Raw genomic sequence first — 17,843 nt, 5'->3', positions numbered from 1 at the left:
AAAGCTTAACCCCCGGGGTGCAGACCGGCCCGGCCATGTGTGCATTGTTTCAACATGAGTGGCGCAGAACATAGCACAAAATGAACGTCTTTCCTAGGAGCGCCCGGGCTGGAAAGATGTTTTTTTATCGCAATATGTTACGGGCCAAAACACGCCCCCGTGAGCGGCTCCCGGCGCGGCAGGCACGAATCGCGCCCCGCGCCGAGCGTAGTCCTGCTTCTCTCAGTCGCCCTCGCCCGGCGCTTCGGAGAAGTATTTGGTCAGCTTGTCCGCTTCGCCATCGCGCTCTTCGGCTTCCGGCAGCGGGTCCTTCTTGGTGATGATCACCGGCCAGAGTTCCGCGTACTTGCGGTTGAACTCTACCCATTTCTCCATGTCCGGCTCGGTGTCCGGGCGGATCGCGTCAGCCGGGCACTCCGGCTCGCAGACGCCGCAGTCGATGCATTCGTCGGGATGGATCACCAGCGTGTTCTCGCCCTCATAGAAACAGTCCACCGGGCAGACTTCCACGCAATCGGTGTATTTGCAGGCGATACAATTTTCGGTGACGACGTAGGTCATTGCTGTCTCTCAAAGGCTGATAGGCGCTTAGCTAGACCAGCAAAGGCGATCATTCAAGCGCCCGGCCGCGATCAAGATCGAGTTTCCTGCGGTCGCGCTTGGTGGGACGAGAATTGCCTTCGAGGCGCTGGACCGGCGGAACGTCATCCTCGGATCTGGGCTGTGGAGGATCAAGATCCTCGTAGAGCTGCTGCGCCTCGGGCGCCGGGCCGCGGCGCTCGCCGAGCGCCACGACCTTGATCACGCGCACCTGGCGCGCCTGGCTGAAGGTCAGAACATCCCCCGGCCCCACGTTGAAGGCCGGTTTCGACACGTTGAGACCGTTGACCCGGACACCAGAGGACACCGCCTTGGCCGACAGGCCCCGCGTCTTGAAGAAGCGGGCCTGCCAGAGCCATTTGTCGATGCGGAGCTTGGGAGCCGGATCAGCCACGCGCGATGCGCCTCAGGATTTGCCCTTGAAGCCCATGAGTGCGGCCGCGAAGGGGTTGTCCGGATCGATCCGGTCCTTCTTCTCGGGACGCGACTCGAAGGTCTTGGGACCCTTCGGAGCGCCCTTGGGACCACCTTTGGGACCGCCCTTGCCGCGCGGCTTGCCGCCGCCCTTCGGGCCACCCTTGCCACGCGCCTGCCGACCGCCTTCGCGGGCACCCTCGCGGCCACCCTCACGCGCGCCTTCACGAGCGCCGTCGCGACCGCCCTGACGACCACCGCGTGCGCCGCGGTTGCCACCCCAGGTGAAGGTGTAGAACACCTCAGTCTCAGGGCCGGCCAGCGCCGCGTCCGGGGCATCGCCCGGCAGCAGGTCGGTGTCGTCGGTCTCGGGAATGTTGTCGTCGACTTCCACCGCATCGGGGGTCTCGGCGATCGGGGCCAGACCCTCGTCGTCGATCGCCTCGGTGCCGGCAACAAGATCGGCGGCCTCGGGCGCTTCGGCCGGATCGGCCATCGCGGCGGGAGTCGCCTCTTCTTCCTGTGCAGCGTCGAAGACCGGCTCGTCCTCGCCCGGGATGCCCGAGGGTTCCGAGCTCTCGGTCAGCACCTTGTCGGCCGCGCGGACCTTGCTGCGCTCGCCCTTTTCGGCGCGGTAGCCCAGACCCTGCATGAGGTCCGAGAACTGCTCCAGCGTCATGCCGGTGATCGACAGCATGTCGGCCTTGGCCTCGAAGCCGCCGCGACTGTCCTCGCTGCGCAGCATGTCGGCGAGACGCTCGAGCATGTCGATGCGGATCGCGCGCTCACCGGCGGGGCGGTAGCCCGAGAGGGTGTAATGCGCCATCGGCACTTCGCGCACGTTGGGCACGGTCACCAGACCCGGCGGCGGCGCCTCGGGGAAGGTGTCGAGATCATTGGCCAGCGACCACAGTACCAGACGCAGACGGGTCGGCGCGGGCTTGAGCAGCAGCGGCATGAAGATCGTGTACTGACCGAAGCGCACGCCATGCTTGCGCAGCGCGCCGCGGGAGTCCTGGTCGAGCTGCTTCACCTCGTCGGCCACCTGGCCGCGCGGGATGACGCCCATCGATTCGATCAGGCGGAAGGCGAAGCCGCGGGCAAGCCCGGTCAGTGCCTCGTCGTTCTGCATGTTCAGCAGCGGCTCAAACAGCGCGGCGATCTTGCGATCGATGAAATGCTGCAGACGGCGCTCGACCTTCTGTGCAACATCCGCACCGGCCTCGTCATCGACGAAGACCGCGACGCGCGGCTTCAGCGCGTCGTCGCCCTTGACCAGCTTGCCCACGGCCTGGTCGCCCCACATGAGGCCACCCTGCTCGGTGAAGTCGATTTCGGTATCGGGCGCGTTGTAGAAGCGATCCGCCCGCAGGTGGAAATGCGGCGCGAGCGCCTGCAGCGACGCCGTCTTCAGCGTCTTCGCTTCCTGTCCCGTTGCGCCGGCATCCTGCCGGAAGCGGAACCCTTCGAGCCGACCGACGAATTCGCCTTCGACGGTCACTTCTCCGTTCTCGTTCACCTCGGCCAAGAGGGCCTCCTTCTGCTTCAACCGCCGCATCAGCACTGACGTGCGGCGGTCAACAAATCTTTGGGTAAGACGCGCGTGGAGCGCGTCGGACAGAGCATCTTCTACCGCGCGGGTTGCCTCGCGCCAATGGCTTTCGTCATCGACCCAACCTTTGCGTTGCGCCACGTAAGTCCAAGTGCGGATAAATGCCAGACGTTTCGACAACGCATCAATGTCGCCATCGGTTCGATCGATGCGCTTCACCTGCCGCGCCATGAAGTCGCGCGGGATTTCTCCGCGCTCGTGCAGGTGCTGGTAGATCACCTGCAGCAGCGCCGCGTGTTCATTATGACTGATCCCGCGGAAATCGGGAATACGGCAGACGTCCCAGAGCAGCTTCACCGAGGCCGGATCCGAGGCCCGCGCGCGAACCTCCGCCTGCGAGTTGAGCGATTTGAGCGACATCAGGTCGTCGGCCTCGCGCGCCTTTACCAGGTTAGGATCGTCGGGCGCCCTCTCGAGCGAGTCGATCAGCGCCTCGGGCGAGCCGAAATTCAGCTGCGGATTGCGCCAGTTGAGCTTCTTCAGCGGCGTGAAGCTGTGGCTGGTGATCGCCTCGACCCACTCCTCCGGAATCTGCCCGGCTTCGCCGGTGGTGCCGAAGGTGCCGTCGCGCATGCCACGCCCCGCCCGGCCAGCGATTTGCGCCAGCTCGTTCGGCTGAAGCTCGCGCATCCGCCGCCCGTCGAACTTGCGCAGCGAGGAAAACGCCACGTGATCGACGTCGAGATTGAGCCCCATGCCGATGGCGTCGGTGGCCACGAGGTAGTCCACATCGCCGTTCTGGTAGAGGTCGACCTGCGCGTTGCGGGTGCGCGGGCTGAGCGCCCCCATCACCACCGCCGCCCCACCCTTGGTGCGGCGCAGCAGTTCGGCGATGGCATAGACGTTGTCCACCGAGAAGCCGACTATGGCGCTGCGCGCCGGCATGCGGGAAATCTTCTTGGGGCCGGAGTACATCAGCTGGCTCATCCGGTCGCGGCGCATGAACTCGACGCCCTTGACCAGCTGCGAGATCGGCCCGCGCATGGTGTCCGAGCCGAGGAACAGCGTCTCGTTCAGCCCGCGCATGCGCAGCAGCCGGTCGGTGAAGACATGGCCGCGTTCGGGGTCGGCGCAGAGCTGGATCTCGTCGATGGCCACGAAGTCGCAGCCCATGCCCTCGGGCATCGCCTCGACGGTGCAGATCCAGTATTGCGCGCGCGGCGGCACGATCCGCTCCTCGCCGGTCACCAGCGCCGCCACCGACGGGCCGCGGGCAGCCACCACCTTGTCGTAGACCTCGCGCGCCAGCAGACGCAGCGGCAGGCCGATCATGCCGGTCCTGTGCGCCAGCATCCGTTCGATGGCATAATGGGTCTTGCCTGTGTTGGTCGGGCCTAGGACGGCCGCGATCCGAGCGCGTTGGGCCATGGGAGGGGGCCTTGTCTTTCCTCTTCCGGTCGTCGCGTCTCCGGCGGATCAGCCCGCCGGCCCCGTGTGCCGGTACCTCAGAGCGAAACGCCGTTCACCCGCGTCTCGAGCCGTTCGATGGCCTCGTTAACATCGCTATCGAAGGGCCGAAGTTCAACTACCCGGGAATAGGCGCGGTAGGCAAGGTCAAGATCGCCCAGCTCCTCGTGGATCGCCCCCACCCCCTGCAACGCTCCGAAATGGTTCGGGTTGAGCGCCAGCGTGTGCTCGAGCGCATCCATCGCCGGGCCGAGAGCATCCGTGGCGTAATAGGCCAGCGCCAGCGCGCTCCAGCCCTCGGCGAAGTCCGGCGCGTGGTCGGTGAGGGCGGTGAAATGCTCGAGGGCGGTCTGGAAGTCGCTCACCTCCAACGCATCGCGGCCGCGCTTGAGCAGGAGGTCCATCGCCGGCGAGCCGGATTTCGACCATTCGTTGAAGAGATCGCGCTCCACGCGGTCGGCGATCTCGGGACTCGAGGCCTCCGAAAGCTCGGTCAGCAGCTCTGCCGCCCGGTCCGCGAAAGCCGCCCCGGGTAGGCAAAACGTGACTAGGGCAAGCGCCAGCGCCGTTCTAGATTTGAATTCGCGGATCAGGATGCTCATAGAGGGAAGTGTAGCGCAGAGCTGGCGCTTTGCCAGCACAGGAATTCGCAAGGAGTGCCCGAGACATGAGCGAAACGGTCAAGGCGGCGGTGGCCGCGCTGAACAGCAAGCTGGACGGACGGGGATTCGCCGGCGTCGCCAAGTTCGTCATCGAGGGCAAGGGCAGCCTCGTCGTCGACGCGAACGGCGCGCGGGTCGGTGATGACGCGGCCGACGTGACGCTGACCGCCGACACCGAGACCTTCCGCGCGATCATCGACGGCGAGAAGAACCCCACCACCGCCTTCATGACCGGCAAGCTCAAGGTTGACGGCGACATGGGCGCGGCGATGCGTCTGGCGGGAGTGCTGAGCTGATGCTCGAGCAGGCCCCCTTCCATGCCGCGCTCGCGGATGGCCCCGAGGGGGCCCGCGCCTTCTGGCTCCGCGCCGGGGACGGGCTGCGCCTGCGTGTCGCCCACTACCCCGGCCCCGAGGCGGCGGAGGGTACGGTGCTGCTTTTCCCCGGCCGCACCGAATACGTCGAGAAATACGGCCGCACCGCCCGCGAGTTCGCGGTGCGCGGCTTTCACGTGCTGACCATCGATTGGCGTGGACAGGGGCTGGCGGACCGGATGCTCGACGACGTGCAGACCGGCCATGTGCACCTCTTTGCCGATTATCAGACGGACGTGGCGGCGCTGCTCGATGCGGTGGATATGCTCGGCCTGCCCCGTCCGCTGCACTTGCTGGCCCATTCCATGGGCGGCGCCATCGGGCTGCGTGCGCTGACCCGCGGCCTGCCGGTCGCCAGCGCCGGCTTCACCGCGCCGATGTGGGGCATCCGCATGTTCGGCCCCATGCGCCCCGCCGCCTGGGCGCTGAGCTGGTCCGGCGCGCGCATGGGCATGGGGCACGTCTACGCCCCCTCCACCGGCCCGGACAGCTACCTCAGCCGCACGCCCTTCGAGGGCAACGTGCTGACCACCGATCACGAAGGCTGGGAGTACATGCGGCGGCAGGTCACCGAGGTGCCCGAGCTGGCACTCGGCGGCCCGTCCCTGCGCTGGCTGCACGAGGCGCTGGCTGAATGCCGGTCGCTGTCGCGCCTGCCCGCGCCCGGGGTGCCCTGCCTGACCTATGTCGGCAGCAACGAGCGCGTGGTCGATGCCGCCCGCATCCACGCCCGGATGCGCGCCTGGCCCGGCGGAAAGCTCGAGGTGGTGCAGGCCGGCGAGCACGAGGTGCTGATGGAGGCTGCGGCGACCCGCGAGCGCATCGTCGCGCAACTGGCGGCGCACTACCGGCAGGCCGCCGAGGCCGCCGGGGCGCAGGCCAGCGCCTGAACTGGCCGCCGCCACGCCGCGCCCTATCCTTCCGCCCCATGGCGGACCCGGTTCTCAGCTTCACCGAGCGCGGCATCTACTGCCCAGCGGCGGATATCTACATCGACCCCTGGCGCCCGGTGCCGCGGGCGCTGATCACCCACGCCCATTCCGACCACGCCCGCCCCGGCCACGGCAGCTACCTCGCCACCCCGCTCACCGCCGCGATGATCCGCCACCGGCTGGGCGTCGAGGTGCAGGAACTGCCCTTCGGCGAGGGCCTTCGCATCGGTGGCGCCACCATCAGCTTCCACCCGGCCGGCCACGTCCCCGGCTCGGCGCAGGTCCGGGTGGAGGTGGGCGGCGAGGTCTGGGTGGTCTCCGGCGACTACAAGCTCGAGCCCGACGGGCTTTGCGAGCCCTTCGAGCCGGTGCGCTGCCACGCCTTCATCACCGAATGCACTTTCGGCCTGCCGGTGTTCCGCTGGCAACCGCAGCCCGAGGTCGCCGCCGAGATCAACGCCTGGTGGCGGGCCAACCGCGAGGCCGGGCGCGCCTCGCTTCTGGGCGCCTACAGCCTCGGCAAGGCGCAGCGGCTGATCTCCATGCTCGACCCAGAGATTGGGCCCATCCTCACCCATGGCGCGGTCGAGGGCAGCAACGCGGTGCTGCGCGCCGCCGGAGCGTTTCACTGCGAGACCATTCCCGTCACACCCGAGTTCGACCGCAAAGCGTATCCCGCGCCGATGGTCATCGCGCCGCCCTCGGCCTTTGGCACCTCTTGGGCCCGAAAATTCGGACCGGCACAGACCGGTTTCGCCTCGGGCTGGATGCGGTTGCGCGGCGTACGGCGGCGGCGCGGCGTGCAGCGCGGCTTTGTCATTTCGGATCACGCCGACTGGCCCGCCCTGCTGCGCGCCATCAAGGATACCGGAGCAGAAAAGATATATCCTACACATGGTTACGTCGATATCTTCGCGCAATACCTGCGAAGCGAAGGCTATGACGCCACGCCGGTACCCACCGAGTTCGGCGGCGACGAGGACTCCGGCGAGCAAAGTGGAGACGCTGCATGAAGGACTTCGCGCGCCTCTTTACCAAGCTCGACCAAACCACGAGAACTTCCGAGAAAACTTCCGCACTGACCGAGTTCTTCAAGCGGGCCCCCGAGGCGGACCGCCTCTGGGCCGTGGCGCTCTTTTCGGGCCGCCGTCCGAAGCGCGCGGTGACCACGACGCTGCTGCGTGAGTGGGCGGCCGAGCGGGCGGGGATCCCGCTCTGGCTGTTCGAGGAGAGCTATCCGATCGTCGGCGATCTGGCCGAGACCATCGCGCTGATCCTGCCCCCGGCGGCGGCGCCCGAGGAGCGTGACCTGAGTGCTTGGATCGGCGTGGTCAGAGGTCTGGCCGGGATCGAGCCCGAGGCGCGCAAGGCGGCCGTGCTCGACGCCTGGGATCATCTGGACCCGACAGAGCGTTTCCTCTTCAACAAGCTTATCACCGGCGGCTTCCGCATCGGCATCAGCCGCAAGCTGATGACCCGCGCACTGGCCGAGGCAACGGGGGTCGACGAGCCCGCCATGGCCTTGCGGTTGATGGGCAGCTGGCAGCCCGAGGACACCACGTGGGACCAACTCACCGCCGAGGAGGACGCCCGCGAGGACGAGAGCCGGCCCTACCCCTTCTGCCTCGCCTCGCCGCTCGAGGCCGAGGCTGCCAGCCTAGGCAACCCGGGCGACTGGCTGGCGGAGTGGAAGTGGGACGGGATCCGCGGCCAGCTCATCCTGCGCGGCGGGGTGCACCACCTCTGGTCGCGCGGCGAGGAGCTGATCACCGACCGCTTCCCCGAGTTTGCACGCACGCCGGACTTCCTGCCGCCGGGCACGGTGCTCGACGGCGAAATCCTCGCCTGGAAGGACGGCGCCCCGCTGCCCTTCGCGCAACTGCAGCCGCGCATCGGGCGCAAGTCCGTGCCGAAGAAACTGCTGACCGAGGCGCCGGTGCGGATGCTCGCCTATGACTTGCTGGAGCACGAGGGCGAGGACATCCGCGCCCTGCCCCTGTCGGAGCGCCGCGCGAGGCTCGACGCGATGCTCTCGGGCCTGCCCGGGGATGCCGCCGTGATGGCCTCGCCGCTGCTCACCGAAGACGCGTGGGGTGCGCTGGCGGCGCGCCGCGAGAGCGCCCGCTCGCACCGCTCCGAGGGGCTGATGCTGAAGCACCGGGACTCGGCCTATCAGGGCGGACGCAGGCGCGGCGACTGGTGGAAATGGAAACTCGACCCGCTCAGCGTCGACGCGGTGATGATCTACGCCCAGCAGGGCCACGGGCGGCGGGCCAACCTCTTCACCGATTTCACCTTTGCAGTGAAGGACGGCAACGGGCTCGTGCCCTTCACCAAAGCCTATTCCGGCCTTACCGACGCCGAGTTCGACGAGATCACCCGCTGGGTGAAGCGCAACACCCAGCAGCGCTTCGGCCCGGTGCGGCAGGTGACCCCGGAGCTGGTCTTCGAGATCGCCTTCGAGGGCATACAGGCCAGCCCGCGTCACAAGTCCGGCATCGCGCTGCGCTTTCCGCGCATGGCACGCTGGCGGCGCGACAAGCCGGTGGACGAGATCGACACGCTGGAGGGGCTCCAAGCGCTGCTGGTGGCCTATGGATGAGCCATTGGATAAGCCATTCGCCGCCAAGCTTTCCCCCAATTCCCGCCGGGGTGCCGCGTCGCGCCCTCTTGACGGGGACGGGTTCAAAAGAAAGAAACGTCCATTCATTATGGGGCTGATTTGCGAACCCCACCTCGACCCGCCCGGAACAGGGGCCCTTGGCCTCGGCGACCGACATCCCACCCAACGAAAGACCTGCTGTTGGAGACTAGAATGAAGTTCCGCTTCCCCATCGTGATCATCGACGAAGACTTCCGCTCCGAGAACAGCTCGGGCCTCGGCATCCGCGCGCTCGCGGAAGCCATCGAGGCCGAGGGGTTCGAAGTGCTCGGCGTCACCAGCTACGGCGACCTGTCGCAATTTGCCCAGCAGCAGTCGCGCGCCAGCGCCTTCGTGCTGTCGATCGACGACGAGGAATTCTCTCCGGGTCCCGAGCTCGATCCGGCGGTCCTCAACCTGCGCAACTTCATCGAGGAAGTCCGCTGGAAGAACGAGGATGTGCCGATCTACATCTACGGCGAGACCAAGACCTCGCGGCACCTGCCGAACGACATCCTGCGCGAGCTGCATGGCTTCATCCACATGTTCGAGGACACGCCGGAGTTTGTTGCCAAGCACATCATCCGCGAGGCCAAGAGCTACCTCGAGGGCATCCAGCCGCCCTTCTTCAAGGCGCTGCTCGACTATGCCGAGGACGGCTCCTACTCATGGCACTGCCCCGGGCACTCCGGCGGCGTCGCCTTCCTGAAGTCGCCGATCGGCCAGATGTACCACCAGTTCTACGGCGAAAACATGCTGCGCGCCGACGTCTGCAATGCGGTCGAGGAACTGGGCCAGCTGCTCGACCACAATGGCGCCATCGGCGAGTCCGAGCGCAACGCCGCGCGCATCTTCAACGCAGACCACTGCTTCTTCGTGACCAACGGCACCTCGACCTCGAACAAGATGGTCTGGCACCACAGCGTGGCGCCCGGCGATGTCGTCGTTGTCGACCGCAACTGCCACAAGTCGATCCTGCATTCGATCATCATGACCGGGGCAATCCCGGTGTTCCTCAAGCCGACGCGCAACCATTGGGGCATCATCGGCCCGATCCAGCGCAGCGAGTTCGAGATCGAGAGCATCAAGGCGAAGATCCGCGCCAACCCGCTCCTGCAGCACGTCGATGCCGAGACCGTACAGCCGCGTATCCTGACGCTGACGCAGTCGACCTACGACGGGGTTCTCTACAACACCGAAGAGATCAAGGGGCTGCTCGACGGCTACGTCGAAAACCTCCACTTCGACGAGGCCTGGCTGCCGCATGCCGCCTTCCACCCCTTCTATGGCGCCTATCACGCCATGGGCCGCAAGCGCGGGCGCACCCGCAAGTCGCTGACCTATGCGACCCAGTCGGTGCACAAGCTGCTGGCCGGCATCTCCCAGGCGAGCCACGTGCTGGTGCAGGACAGCGAGGAGACCAAGCTCGACCGGCATCTCTTCAACGAAGCCTACCTCATGCACACCTCCACCAGCCCGCAGTACAGCATCATCGCGAGCTGCGACGTGGCGGCGGCGATGATGGAGCCGCCGGGCGGCACCGCGCTGGTCGAGGAGAGCATCGTCGAGGCGCTGGAATTCCGCCGCGCCATGCACAAGGTCGACGAGGAATACGGCGCCGACGACTGGTGGTTCCAGGTCTGGGGGCCCGAGGACTTCGACCACAACAGCGATGGCATGGGCCGGACCCGCGACTGGGTGCTGAAAAAGACCGATGCCGAGGGCGTCGAGAGCAGCGGCACCGACAGCTGGCACGGCTTCGGCGACATGGCGCCGGGCTTCAACATGCTCGACCCGATCAAGGCGACGATCATCACGCCCGGCCTCAACCTCGACGGCCGCTTCGAGGATTGGGGTATCCCCGCCTCGATCGTCACCAAGTATCTCACCGAGCATGGCGTGGTGGTGGAGAAGACCGGGCTCTACAGCTTCTTCATCATGTTCACCATCGGCATCACCAAGGGCCGCTGGAACACCCTGCTGACCGCGCTGCAGCAGTTCAAGGATGACTATGCCAAGAACCAGCCGATGTGGCGCTCGATGCCGGAGTTCTGCGCCAAGCACCGCCGCTACGAGCGGATGGGGCTGAAGGATCTGTGCCAGCACGTGCACTCGCAATACGCCAAATACGACGTGGCGCGGCTGTCGACCGAGATTTACCTCTCGGACCTTACCCCGGCGATGAACCCCGGCGAGGCTTTCTCGCATATCGCCCGCCGCACCACGCAGCGCGTGCCGATCGACGAGCTCGAAGGGCGGATCACCACTTCGCTGGTCACCCCCTACCCGCCGGGCATCCCGCTGCTGATCCCCGGCGAGGTGTTCAACAAGCGCATCGTCGACTACCTGCGCTTCAACCGCGAGTTCGCCCGCGAATGCCCCGGCTTCGAGACCGACATCCACGGGCTCGTGCAGAAAGAGATGCCGGACGGCTCGGTTGAGTATTTCGCCGATTGCGTGGCGGAGTGAGCCGACGCCGGGATTGACGGCGCGCGTTGCTGAGGGGCGCTGCCCCTCGGCGCTGCGCGCCTCACCCCCGGGATATTTCGACCTAGAAGAAAGGGCGGGTGCGGCGCATTCGCCCTTGAACCTTCGGGGGGGCGCGTTCTTAGCTGTCCTCCAAGACCGAAGAACAAGGAGAGACGCGATGAACCGCCCGTCCGCTTTTGCTGCCCCCGTTTTCGATGCCACTGCCTCTGCCGGGGGCAAGAACCTGGGCGATCTGCCGGAATGGGATCTGAGCGATCTCTACCCCGCGCCCGACGCGCCCGAGGTCAAGCGGGACCTCGACTGGCTCGAGGATGCCTGCGCGCGCTTCGCCGAGGATTACGAGGGCAAGCTGGGCACGCTCGACGCCCCGGGCTTCCTCGAGATGATCCGCCGCCATGAGAAGATCGAGTCGGTGGGCGGGCGCATCATGTCTTACGCCGGGCTGCGCTACTACCAGCTGACGGTGGACGCCGAGCGCGCCAAGTTCCTGTCTGACTGCCAGGAGAAGATCACCAATTACACCACGCCGCTGGTGTTCTTCACGCTCGAGCTGAACCGGCTCGACGATGATTTCCTCGACGGCCTCTTTGCCGCCGATCCCGAGCTGGGCCGCTACAAGCCCGCCTTCGACCGCATCCGCGCGATGAAGCCGCACCAGCTGTCGGACGAGATGGAGCATTTCCTGCACGATATGGGCGTGGTCGGCGACGCCTGGGAACGGCTCTTCGACGAGACCATTGCCGGGCTCACCTTCGAGGTGGACGGCGAGGAGATGAGCATCGAGAGCACGCTCAACCTGCTGACCGAGCAGGACCGCGCCAAGCGCGAGGCGGCGGCCCACGAGCTGGCACGGGTCTTCGGCGAGAACATCAAGACCTTTGCCCGGGTGCACAACACCCAGGCCAAGGAAAAGGAAGTGATGGACCGCTGGCGCAAGATGCCCTCGGCGCAGCACGCAAGGCACCTGGCCAATGATGTCGAGCCCGAGGTGGTCGAGGCGCTGCGCAACGCCGTGGTCGCCGCCTACCCGCGCCTGTCGCACCGCTACTACGAGCTGAAGCGCAAGTGGCTGGGGCTCGAGCGGATGCAGGTCTGGGACCGCAATGCGCCGCTGCCGATGGAGAGCTCCCGCATCGTCGGCTGGGATGAGGCGGAGAAGACGGTGATGGACGCCTATGCGGGCTTCGATCCGCGCATGGCCGAGATCGCCGAGCCGTTCTTCAAGAAGGGCTGGATCGACGCCGCCGCCAAGCCGGGCAAGGCGCCCGGCGCCTTTGCCCACCCCACGGTGACCGACGCGCATCCCTACGTGCTGCTGAACTACCTCGGCAAGCCGCGCGACGTGATGACGCTCGCGCATGAGCTCGGCCACGGCGTGCACCAGGTGCTTGCGGCGGGCCAGGGCGAGATGCTCGCCTCGACGCCGCTGACCCTGGCCGAGACCGCCTCGGTCTTCGGCGAGATGCTGACCTTCCGCGCCATGCTGGCCAAGGCGAAGGACCAGAAGGAACGCAAGGTCATGCTCGCCGGCAAGGTCGAGGACATGATCAACACCGTGGTGCGGCAGATCGCCTTCTACGACTTCGAGTGCAAGCTGCACGAGGCGCGGCGCGGCGGCGAGCTGACTCCCGAGGACATCAACGTGCTGTGGATGTCGGTGCAGGCGCAGAGCCTCGGCGAGGCCTTCGACTTCATGCCGGGCTACGAGACCTTCTGGGCCTATATCCCGCATTTCGTGCACTCGCCCTTCTACGTCTACGCCTATGCCTTCGGCGACGGGCTGGTGAACGCGCTCTACGCGGAATACGAGGCGAACCCCGAGGGCTTCCAGGACAAGTATTTCGACATGCTCAAGGCGGGCGGCTCGAAGCACCACAAGGCGCTGCTCGAGCCCTTCGGCCTCGACGCCACGGACCCCAAGTTCTGGGACAAGGGGCTGTCGATGATCGAGGGCTTCATCGACGAGCTCGAGGCAATGGAAGACTGATCTTCAGGGGCGGGCTCGAAAGGGCCCGCCCTTTTACCTGCACGGTTCTCCTATTCATTTCTTGAGGCCCGGAAGGAGCCCCACCATGCCCTCCGCCGCCCCCGATCCCGACGATCCGCAGACCGTCAAGCGCCCCCGGCGCAGCATCAAGCGGCGGATGCAGCACTTTCTCGTGCACGTGCGGCGGCGGGTGCCGCCGGGTCTGCGGCTGGTGCTGGGGCTGCTGCTGATCTGCGGCGGGATCCTAGGTTTCCTGCCGATCCTCGGTTTCTGGATGATCCCGCTCGGCTTTGCCGTGGCGATGCTGGACGTGATGCCGCTCTACCGGCGCGGGCTCGAGCGCGGCAAGGCGCTGCGGCGGCGCGACACTTCGGACCGCGACCCGGCGGCTCCCAAGGACGATGACCTTACTTGAGCTGGCTGTCCTTCGAGCCGCGCCGATTGATACCGCCGCGGGCCTGGTAGGCGCCGTCCCGTTCCTGCTGGCACTCGATGCAGAGCTTCACGCCCGGGATCGCCACGCGGCGCTTCTCGGGGATCGGCTCGTCGCATTCGGCGCAATGGGTCAGGCTCTCGCCCGTCGGGCGCTTGCGCGCCTGCATGCGGGCCAGCTCGTCCTTGATGCTGTCCTCGATCTGCTCCTGCACCGCACCGTCGCGGCTCCAGCCTCCGGCCATAGCGTCACCTCCTGCTGAGCCTTGAAGATAGGCACGCCAGCCCCGCCCGCCAAGCGGATTTCGCGCCCTGCAAATCTGCATAGGCGGCTGCACACCCGGGCGCGCACCCGCAGCGTTGACTTCACGGAAGCGAGACTATCTGTGAACGCAAAGGAGTCCTCCCATGCGCATCCTCCCCCTTCTTGCGGTTCTCGCAACCGCAGCCCTGCCCGCCCTCGCGTCGGACGCGACGGTCTTCGACTCCATCGACGGTGGCACGCTCGATCTGGAAAGCTGGCACGGCGGCCCGGTGCTGGTGGTCAACACCGCCTCGCGCTGCGGCTTCGCCCCGCAGTTCGACGGGCTGCAGACGCTCTACGAGCGCTACCGCGACCGCGGGCTGGTGGTGCTGGCGGTGCCGTCCAACGATTTCAAGCAGGAGCTGGGGAGCGAGGCCGAGGTGAAGGACTATTGCGAGCTCAACTTCGATCTCGATATGCCGATGACCACGATCACCCATGTGACCGGCGACGGCGCGCATCCCTTCTACCGGGAGCTGGCCGAGGCGAAGGGTTTCGCCCCGTCCTGGAATTTCAACAAGGTGCTGATCGGACCCGAAGGCGAGTTCGTGGCCGGCTGGGGCAGCACTACGCTGCCCCTCTCCGATCCGATCGTCTCGGAAATCGAGCCGCTGCTCAATTAACCCTCGACATTACCCCTCGACGCCCTCGGCATCGGCGGTGAGCAGCGCGTAGATCTCGTCCTTGAGCGCCGCGCGCTTCTTGCGCAGGTCGGCTTCGGCGAGCCCCTCCATCGGGGTCAGCCCGCTTTCGGCGCCATGCACCTCGCGGTTCACCTCGTAGTAGCGCTCGGCGAGCGTGGCGAAGTGACCGCCCTGCTGCTTGAGTTCAGAGATGCGCGCGGCGAATTGCGGAAATTCCTCGGCGAGCGAGTGCGGAACATGGGACATGGGACAATTGCCTCCTTGCTTGTCTTGACCCTGTCTTGGCATGCGCCGCGCAGCCGCTCTTTGATGCGGATCAACATGCCCCTAGGTCATGCGAGCGCGCTCACTGTCGTGCCTTGCGCCAGCCGGCCTTGCGCGCCTCGGCCTCGGAGCAGAACCAGCGCTCGCCCTTGCTTTCGTCGATGCGGGTTGCCGCGTAGTATTGCTGGCCCGGCACGTGGAAGATGCGCGCGCCCTTCGACGAGACGTTGCCCTTGATCACGCAGCCCTGCGGAGCGGCGGACAGCGCCGCTGCATTGGCGGCGCTGCGGGTTTCGGCGCGGTACTCGGCGGGGCGCTGCACCTCGGCGCCATGCACGCCGACCCCGCGCACGGCGGCGCGCTTTTCGTCGAGGTCGTAGTCGAGCGAATACTGGCGGTAGGCAAAGGCCAGCCCCTCGGAAACCAGCGTGCGGCCCACGTCCTTGCCGTCCACCGAGCAGCGCGCCACGGCGCGGCCATAGCGGTCGGTGTCGAGCCGGGCGCAACTGGCGCGGCGGCCCTCGTAGCGGGAACGAACCTCGGTGGTCACCCAGGCGCCACAGGCCCAGACCTGTTTACCGTTGCCACCACAGGTCTGCCCCTGTTCCGGGGCGTCGACGCCGAAGAGGCGCACGCGGACGTCGCCAACCTCGAAAGTGTCGCCGTCGATCACGCGGATGCGGCCGGAGACCTCCGGCTGTGCCGCCGCCGCCGGGCCTGCCGCGAGGCTGACCCAAGGTGACGCTAAGGAAACGATGATGAATGAAACGCTTACGAAGCGTGAACAAAGCCTGATCATCAGGCCAATCTCGATGCTTCTCGGGATGAGGGCAAGGCGGCGCGCTTAATCTTCCTTAAGGCGTGCGCCGCGTGCCACGGTCCCCCGCACCTCAGGCGTCGAGCGTGCCCAGCAGGCGGTTCTGCGGCAGGTGCGAGACCTCGGTGCCCCGCTCTGTGCGGCGCAGCTGGTAGCCGTAACCCTTCATGCGAAAGCGCCACTCGGCATCGGAGAGCGCCTTGCCGCGCTCAGCCAGCAGGAAGGCGCGGACGTCGTCAAGGTTCTCGGTCAATTGGTTGTTGGCAAACATGGTTACATACCCGGTTAAACTGTTTCACTGAAAGAAACTCTTGCCCGGAAATGAGGCCGAAATGCGAAGGCCTTGGGGATTTTTCATGTTTCGGAAACGGACTGTTTCGAGACAGCAAGGGCCGTGCTGCCAGGTCAGAACTTCGTCTCGGGACCCGAAGGCGTCACCCGACGCTTGAGCATCGCCTCGCGCAGGGTGATGAAGAGCACCGACCCGATGATCACCAGCCCGCCCCCGACCACGAAGGGATCGACCGGCTCGGCGAAGAACAGCGCTCCGATGGCCACCGACCAGACCAGTTGCAGGAAGGTGATCGGCTGGGTCACCGTCACCGGCGCACTCGCGAAGGCCAGCACCATGGCGTAATGCCCGGCAGTGGCGAAGGTGGCGGTGGCCATGAGGATGGCGACGTCGCCCCAGCTCGGCCAGACCCAGACCGCCAGCGCGAAGGGGAAAAGCCCCAGCGTCACCGAGATCGACAGCAGCGCCAGCGCGATGGCGGGCGAGAGCTCGTCGGTGATGATCTTGGCGATGAGATAGGAAATGGCGAAGAGAAGCGAGGTGACCAGCATGGCGAAATGCCCCGGATCGAGCTCGCGGAACCCCGGCCGCAGGATCAGCAGCGCCCCGCCGAGCGCCGCGACGATGGCGAGGATGCGGCGCATGGCCAGCCGCTCGCCCAAAACGAAGACCGCCAGCACTGTCACGTAGATCGGTGTGAGGTAATTCATCGCCGTGACCTCGGCGAGCGGGATGCGCGCCATGGCGAAGAACCAGCAGATTACCCCCAGCGTCTGCGCGCCGCCGCGCAGCGCCGAAAGCCGCCACTGGCGCGGGCTCATCCGCAGATCGCGCAGCGCCTTCCACATGGGGATCAGGAAGACGAGCCCGAGCAGGTAGCGCAGAAAGGCCGACTCCGCCGCCGGCACCCGGCCGTGCAGCAACTTGACCGTCACCGTCACCCCCACGAAGCAAAGCCCCGTCAGCACCATGAAAAGGATGCCCCGGACCGGGTTTGCCTGCGTCGTGCGGATCGTGTTCGTCGTACTCATAGCGATGTTGGTAGCGCGCCCTGCGCCACGTGCAAGGGTCCGCGCTCAGCCAAGCAGCAGTTTCGCCGCGATGAGCCACATTGTCAGCCCGATCACCAGGTCGAGCACGCGCCAGGCCACGGGCCTCGCAAAGACCGGTGCCAGCAGCCGCGCGCCGAAGCCGAGCGCAAAGAAGAACAGCACCGAGGCAGTGACCGCGCCGAGCCCGAAGTGCAGCCGGCTGTCGTATTGCGCCGAGATCGCGCCAAGCAGCATCACCGTGTCGAGATAGACATGCGGGTTGAGCCAGGTCAGCGCGAGGCAGGTCAGCACCGCGCGGCGCAGGCTGCCGTTGTCCGGGGCCTGCTCGGCCCGCAGCGCCTCGCCGCCGCGCCAGGCGGCACGCAGGGTGCGCGCGCCGTACCACGTGAGGAACCCCGCGCCGAGCCAGCGCATGACGATCTCGAGCTCCGGCAGACGGCTCGCCAGCAGACCGAATCCCGCAACGCCCGCGGCGATCAGCACCGCGTCCGAGAGCGCGCAGACCAGCACCACCGGCAGCACGTGCTCGCGCCGCAGCCCCTGACGCAGCACGAAGGCGTTCTGCGCCCCGATCGCCACGATCAGCGAAAGCCCCAAGGCAAATCCAGCGGCGGCTGCCTGCATGGTCCCGTCTCCATCTTTTCTGTCCGGAGGACGGGCTACCACGCAGGAACAAAGAAAGCCTAGTTAAAGAAATTGATCCTGATTAAGACTTGCTAATGCAGTATGATCCCTTTCAACTCGCCGCGCTCGAAGCCGTGCTGAGGCTCGGCAGTTTCGACGCCGCGGCGCGCGAACTCTCGGTCACCCCCTCGGCGGTCTCGCAGCGCATCAAGGCGCTGGAGGATCGCGCCGGGGCGGCGCTGGTGATCCGCGCCACCCCCTGCACCGCCACCCCCGCCGGGGCGCGGCTGGCGCG

At 66.7% G+C, this 17,843-nt stretch carries 19 protein-coding genes; 9 read left to right on the top strand and 10 right to left on the bottom strand.

Translation table 11 applies throughout. The annotated features are described in order from the left end of the window. Positions 1-222: 222 nt before the first annotated feature. From fdxA to CLG85_RS20465, 4 genes are all read right to left on the bottom strand, one after another. Positions 223-561, bottom strand: a complete 339-nt coding sequence (gene fdxA, locus CLG85_RS20480; protein ID WP_095884117.1) for a ferredoxin FdxA — start codon at positions 559-561, stop codon at positions 223-225. 49 nt (positions 562-610) lie between these two features. Continuing rightward, positions 611-994: an Hsp15 family ribosome-associated heat shock protein gene (locus CLG85_RS20475; RefSeq protein ID WP_095884116.1), complete on the bottom strand. Its 384-nt coding sequence runs from the start codon at positions 992-994 to the stop codon at positions 611-613. 12 nt (positions 995-1,006) lie between these two features. Further along, a complete protein-coding gene (locus tag CLG85_RS20470; protein ID WP_095884115.1) occupies positions 1,007-3,994 on the bottom strand; it encodes a helicase-related protein in 2,988 nt (995 codons plus the stop codon). Positions 3,995-4,071: 77 nt separating this feature from the next. Then, a complete protein-coding gene (locus CLG85_RS20465) occupies positions 4,072-4,635 on the bottom strand; it encodes a tetratricopeptide repeat protein (RefSeq protein ID WP_176476718.1) in 564 nt (187 codons plus the stop codon). A gap of 65 nt (positions 4,636-4,700) precedes the next feature. On the opposite strand from CLG85_RS20465, the gene CLG85_RS20460 reads away from it, so the two are divergent. The 7 genes from CLG85_RS20460 (at position 4,701) to CLG85_RS20430 (ending at position 13,534) form a co-directional block, all read left to right on the top strand. Beyond that, entirely contained in the window at positions 4,701-4,991 is a 291-nt protein-coding gene (locus tag CLG85_RS20460; RefSeq protein WP_095884114.1) for an SCP2 sterol-binding domain-containing protein, read from the top strand. Continuing rightward, complete coding sequence (locus CLG85_RS20455; protein WP_260349923.1) at positions 4,991-5,959, top strand: alpha/beta fold hydrolase; 969 nt, start codon at positions 4,991-4,993, stop codon at positions 5,957-5,959. Before CLG85_RS20460 ends, CLG85_RS20455 begins: the two co-directional genes overlap by 1 nt. Positions 5,960-5,997: 38 nt before the next feature. Beyond that, entirely contained in the window at positions 5,998-7,014 is a 1,017-nt protein-coding gene (locus CLG85_RS20450) for a ligase-associated DNA damage response exonuclease (RefSeq protein ID WP_095883124.1), read from the top strand. Then, entirely contained in the window at positions 7,011-8,603 is a 1,593-nt protein-coding gene (locus CLG85_RS20445) for an ATP-dependent DNA ligase (RefSeq protein WP_095883125.1), read from the top strand. The genes CLG85_RS20450 and CLG85_RS20445 overlap by 4 nt, the downstream gene beginning before the upstream one ends. Before the next feature lie 213 nt (positions 8,604-8,816). Next, positions 8,817-11,111, top strand: coding sequence for an arginine/lysine/ornithine decarboxylase (locus CLG85_RS20440; protein ID WP_095883126.1), 2,295 nt, complete (start codon positions 8,817-8,819; stop codon positions 11,109-11,111). A 178-nt stretch (positions 11,112-11,289) separates the two neighbouring features. After that, the gene (locus CLG85_RS20435; RefSeq protein WP_095883127.1) at positions 11,290-13,119 is read left to right on the top strand and encodes a M3 family oligoendopeptidase; all 1,830 of its coding nucleotides are present in this window, start codon (positions 11,290-11,292) and stop codon (positions 13,117-13,119) included. An 85-nt stretch (positions 13,120-13,204) separates the two neighbouring features. Continuing rightward, positions 13,205-13,534, top strand: coding sequence for a hypothetical protein (locus CLG85_RS20430; RefSeq protein ID WP_235865442.1), 330 nt, complete (start codon positions 13,205-13,207; stop codon positions 13,532-13,534). Here the strand turns inward: CLG85_RS20430 and CLG85_RS20425 are convergent. After that, positions 13,527-13,796: a DksA/TraR family C4-type zinc finger protein gene (locus CLG85_RS20425; RefSeq protein WP_095883128.1), complete on the bottom strand. Its 270-nt coding sequence runs from the start codon at positions 13,794-13,796 to the stop codon at positions 13,527-13,529. The two genes, CLG85_RS20430 and CLG85_RS20425, sit on opposite strands and share 8 nt — an antisense overlap. A gap of 163 nt (positions 13,797-13,959) precedes the next feature. Between CLG85_RS20425 and CLG85_RS20420 the strand changes: the two genes are divergently transcribed. Further along, positions 13,960-14,478 (top strand): glutathione peroxidase, encoded by a 519-nt coding sequence (locus tag CLG85_RS20420; protein ID WP_095883129.1) that lies wholly within the window; start codon positions 13,960-13,962, stop codon positions 14,476-14,478. 9 nt (positions 14,479-14,487) lie between these two features. Here CLG85_RS20420 and CLG85_RS20415 read toward each other — a convergent pair whose 3' ends face one another. From CLG85_RS20415 to CLG85_RS20395, 5 genes are all read right to left on the bottom strand, one after another. Then, positions 14,488-14,745, bottom strand: a complete 258-nt coding sequence (locus CLG85_RS20415) for an HP1242/YdcH family protein (protein WP_095883130.1) — start codon at positions 14,743-14,745, stop codon at positions 14,488-14,490. A 100-nt stretch (positions 14,746-14,845) separates the two neighbouring features. Beyond that, entirely contained in the window at positions 14,846-15,436 is a 591-nt protein-coding gene (locus CLG85_RS20410; protein ID WP_311735017.1) for a thermonuclease family protein, read from the bottom strand. Between the two features lie 217 nt (positions 15,437-15,653). Beyond that, positions 15,654-15,851: a hypothetical protein gene (locus tag CLG85_RS20405; RefSeq protein WP_095883132.1), complete on the bottom strand. Its 198-nt coding sequence runs from the start codon at positions 15,849-15,851 to the stop codon at positions 15,654-15,656. 134 nt (positions 15,852-15,985) lie between these two features. After that, positions 15,986-16,903 carry a DMT family transporter gene (locus tag CLG85_RS20400; RefSeq protein ID WP_235865443.1) on the bottom strand — a complete coding sequence of 306 codons (918 nt, stop codon included), beginning with the start codon at positions 16,901-16,903 and terminating at the stop codon, positions 15,986-15,988. Positions 16,904-16,948: 45 nt separating this feature from the next. Further along, positions 16,949-17,548 carry a LysE/ArgO family amino acid transporter gene (locus CLG85_RS20395; RefSeq protein WP_260349922.1) on the bottom strand — a complete coding sequence of 200 codons (600 nt, stop codon included), beginning with the start codon at positions 17,546-17,548 and terminating at the stop codon, positions 16,949-16,951. Positions 17,549-17,643: 95 nt separating this feature from the next. On the opposite strand from CLG85_RS20395, the gene CLG85_RS20390 reads away from it, so the two are divergent. After that, positions 17,644-17,843 (top strand): LysR family transcriptional regulator (locus CLG85_RS20390; protein ID WP_260349921.1); only part of this gene is annotated, 200 nt, incomplete at its 3' end.

Source organism: Alloyangia mangrovi, assembly GCF_002300555.2.
Classification (GTDB): Bacteria; Pseudomonadota; Alphaproteobacteria; order Rhodobacterales; family Rhodobacteraceae; genus Salipiger; species Salipiger mangrovi.
This window is presented reverse-complemented; position numbering and strand designations above follow the sequence as displayed.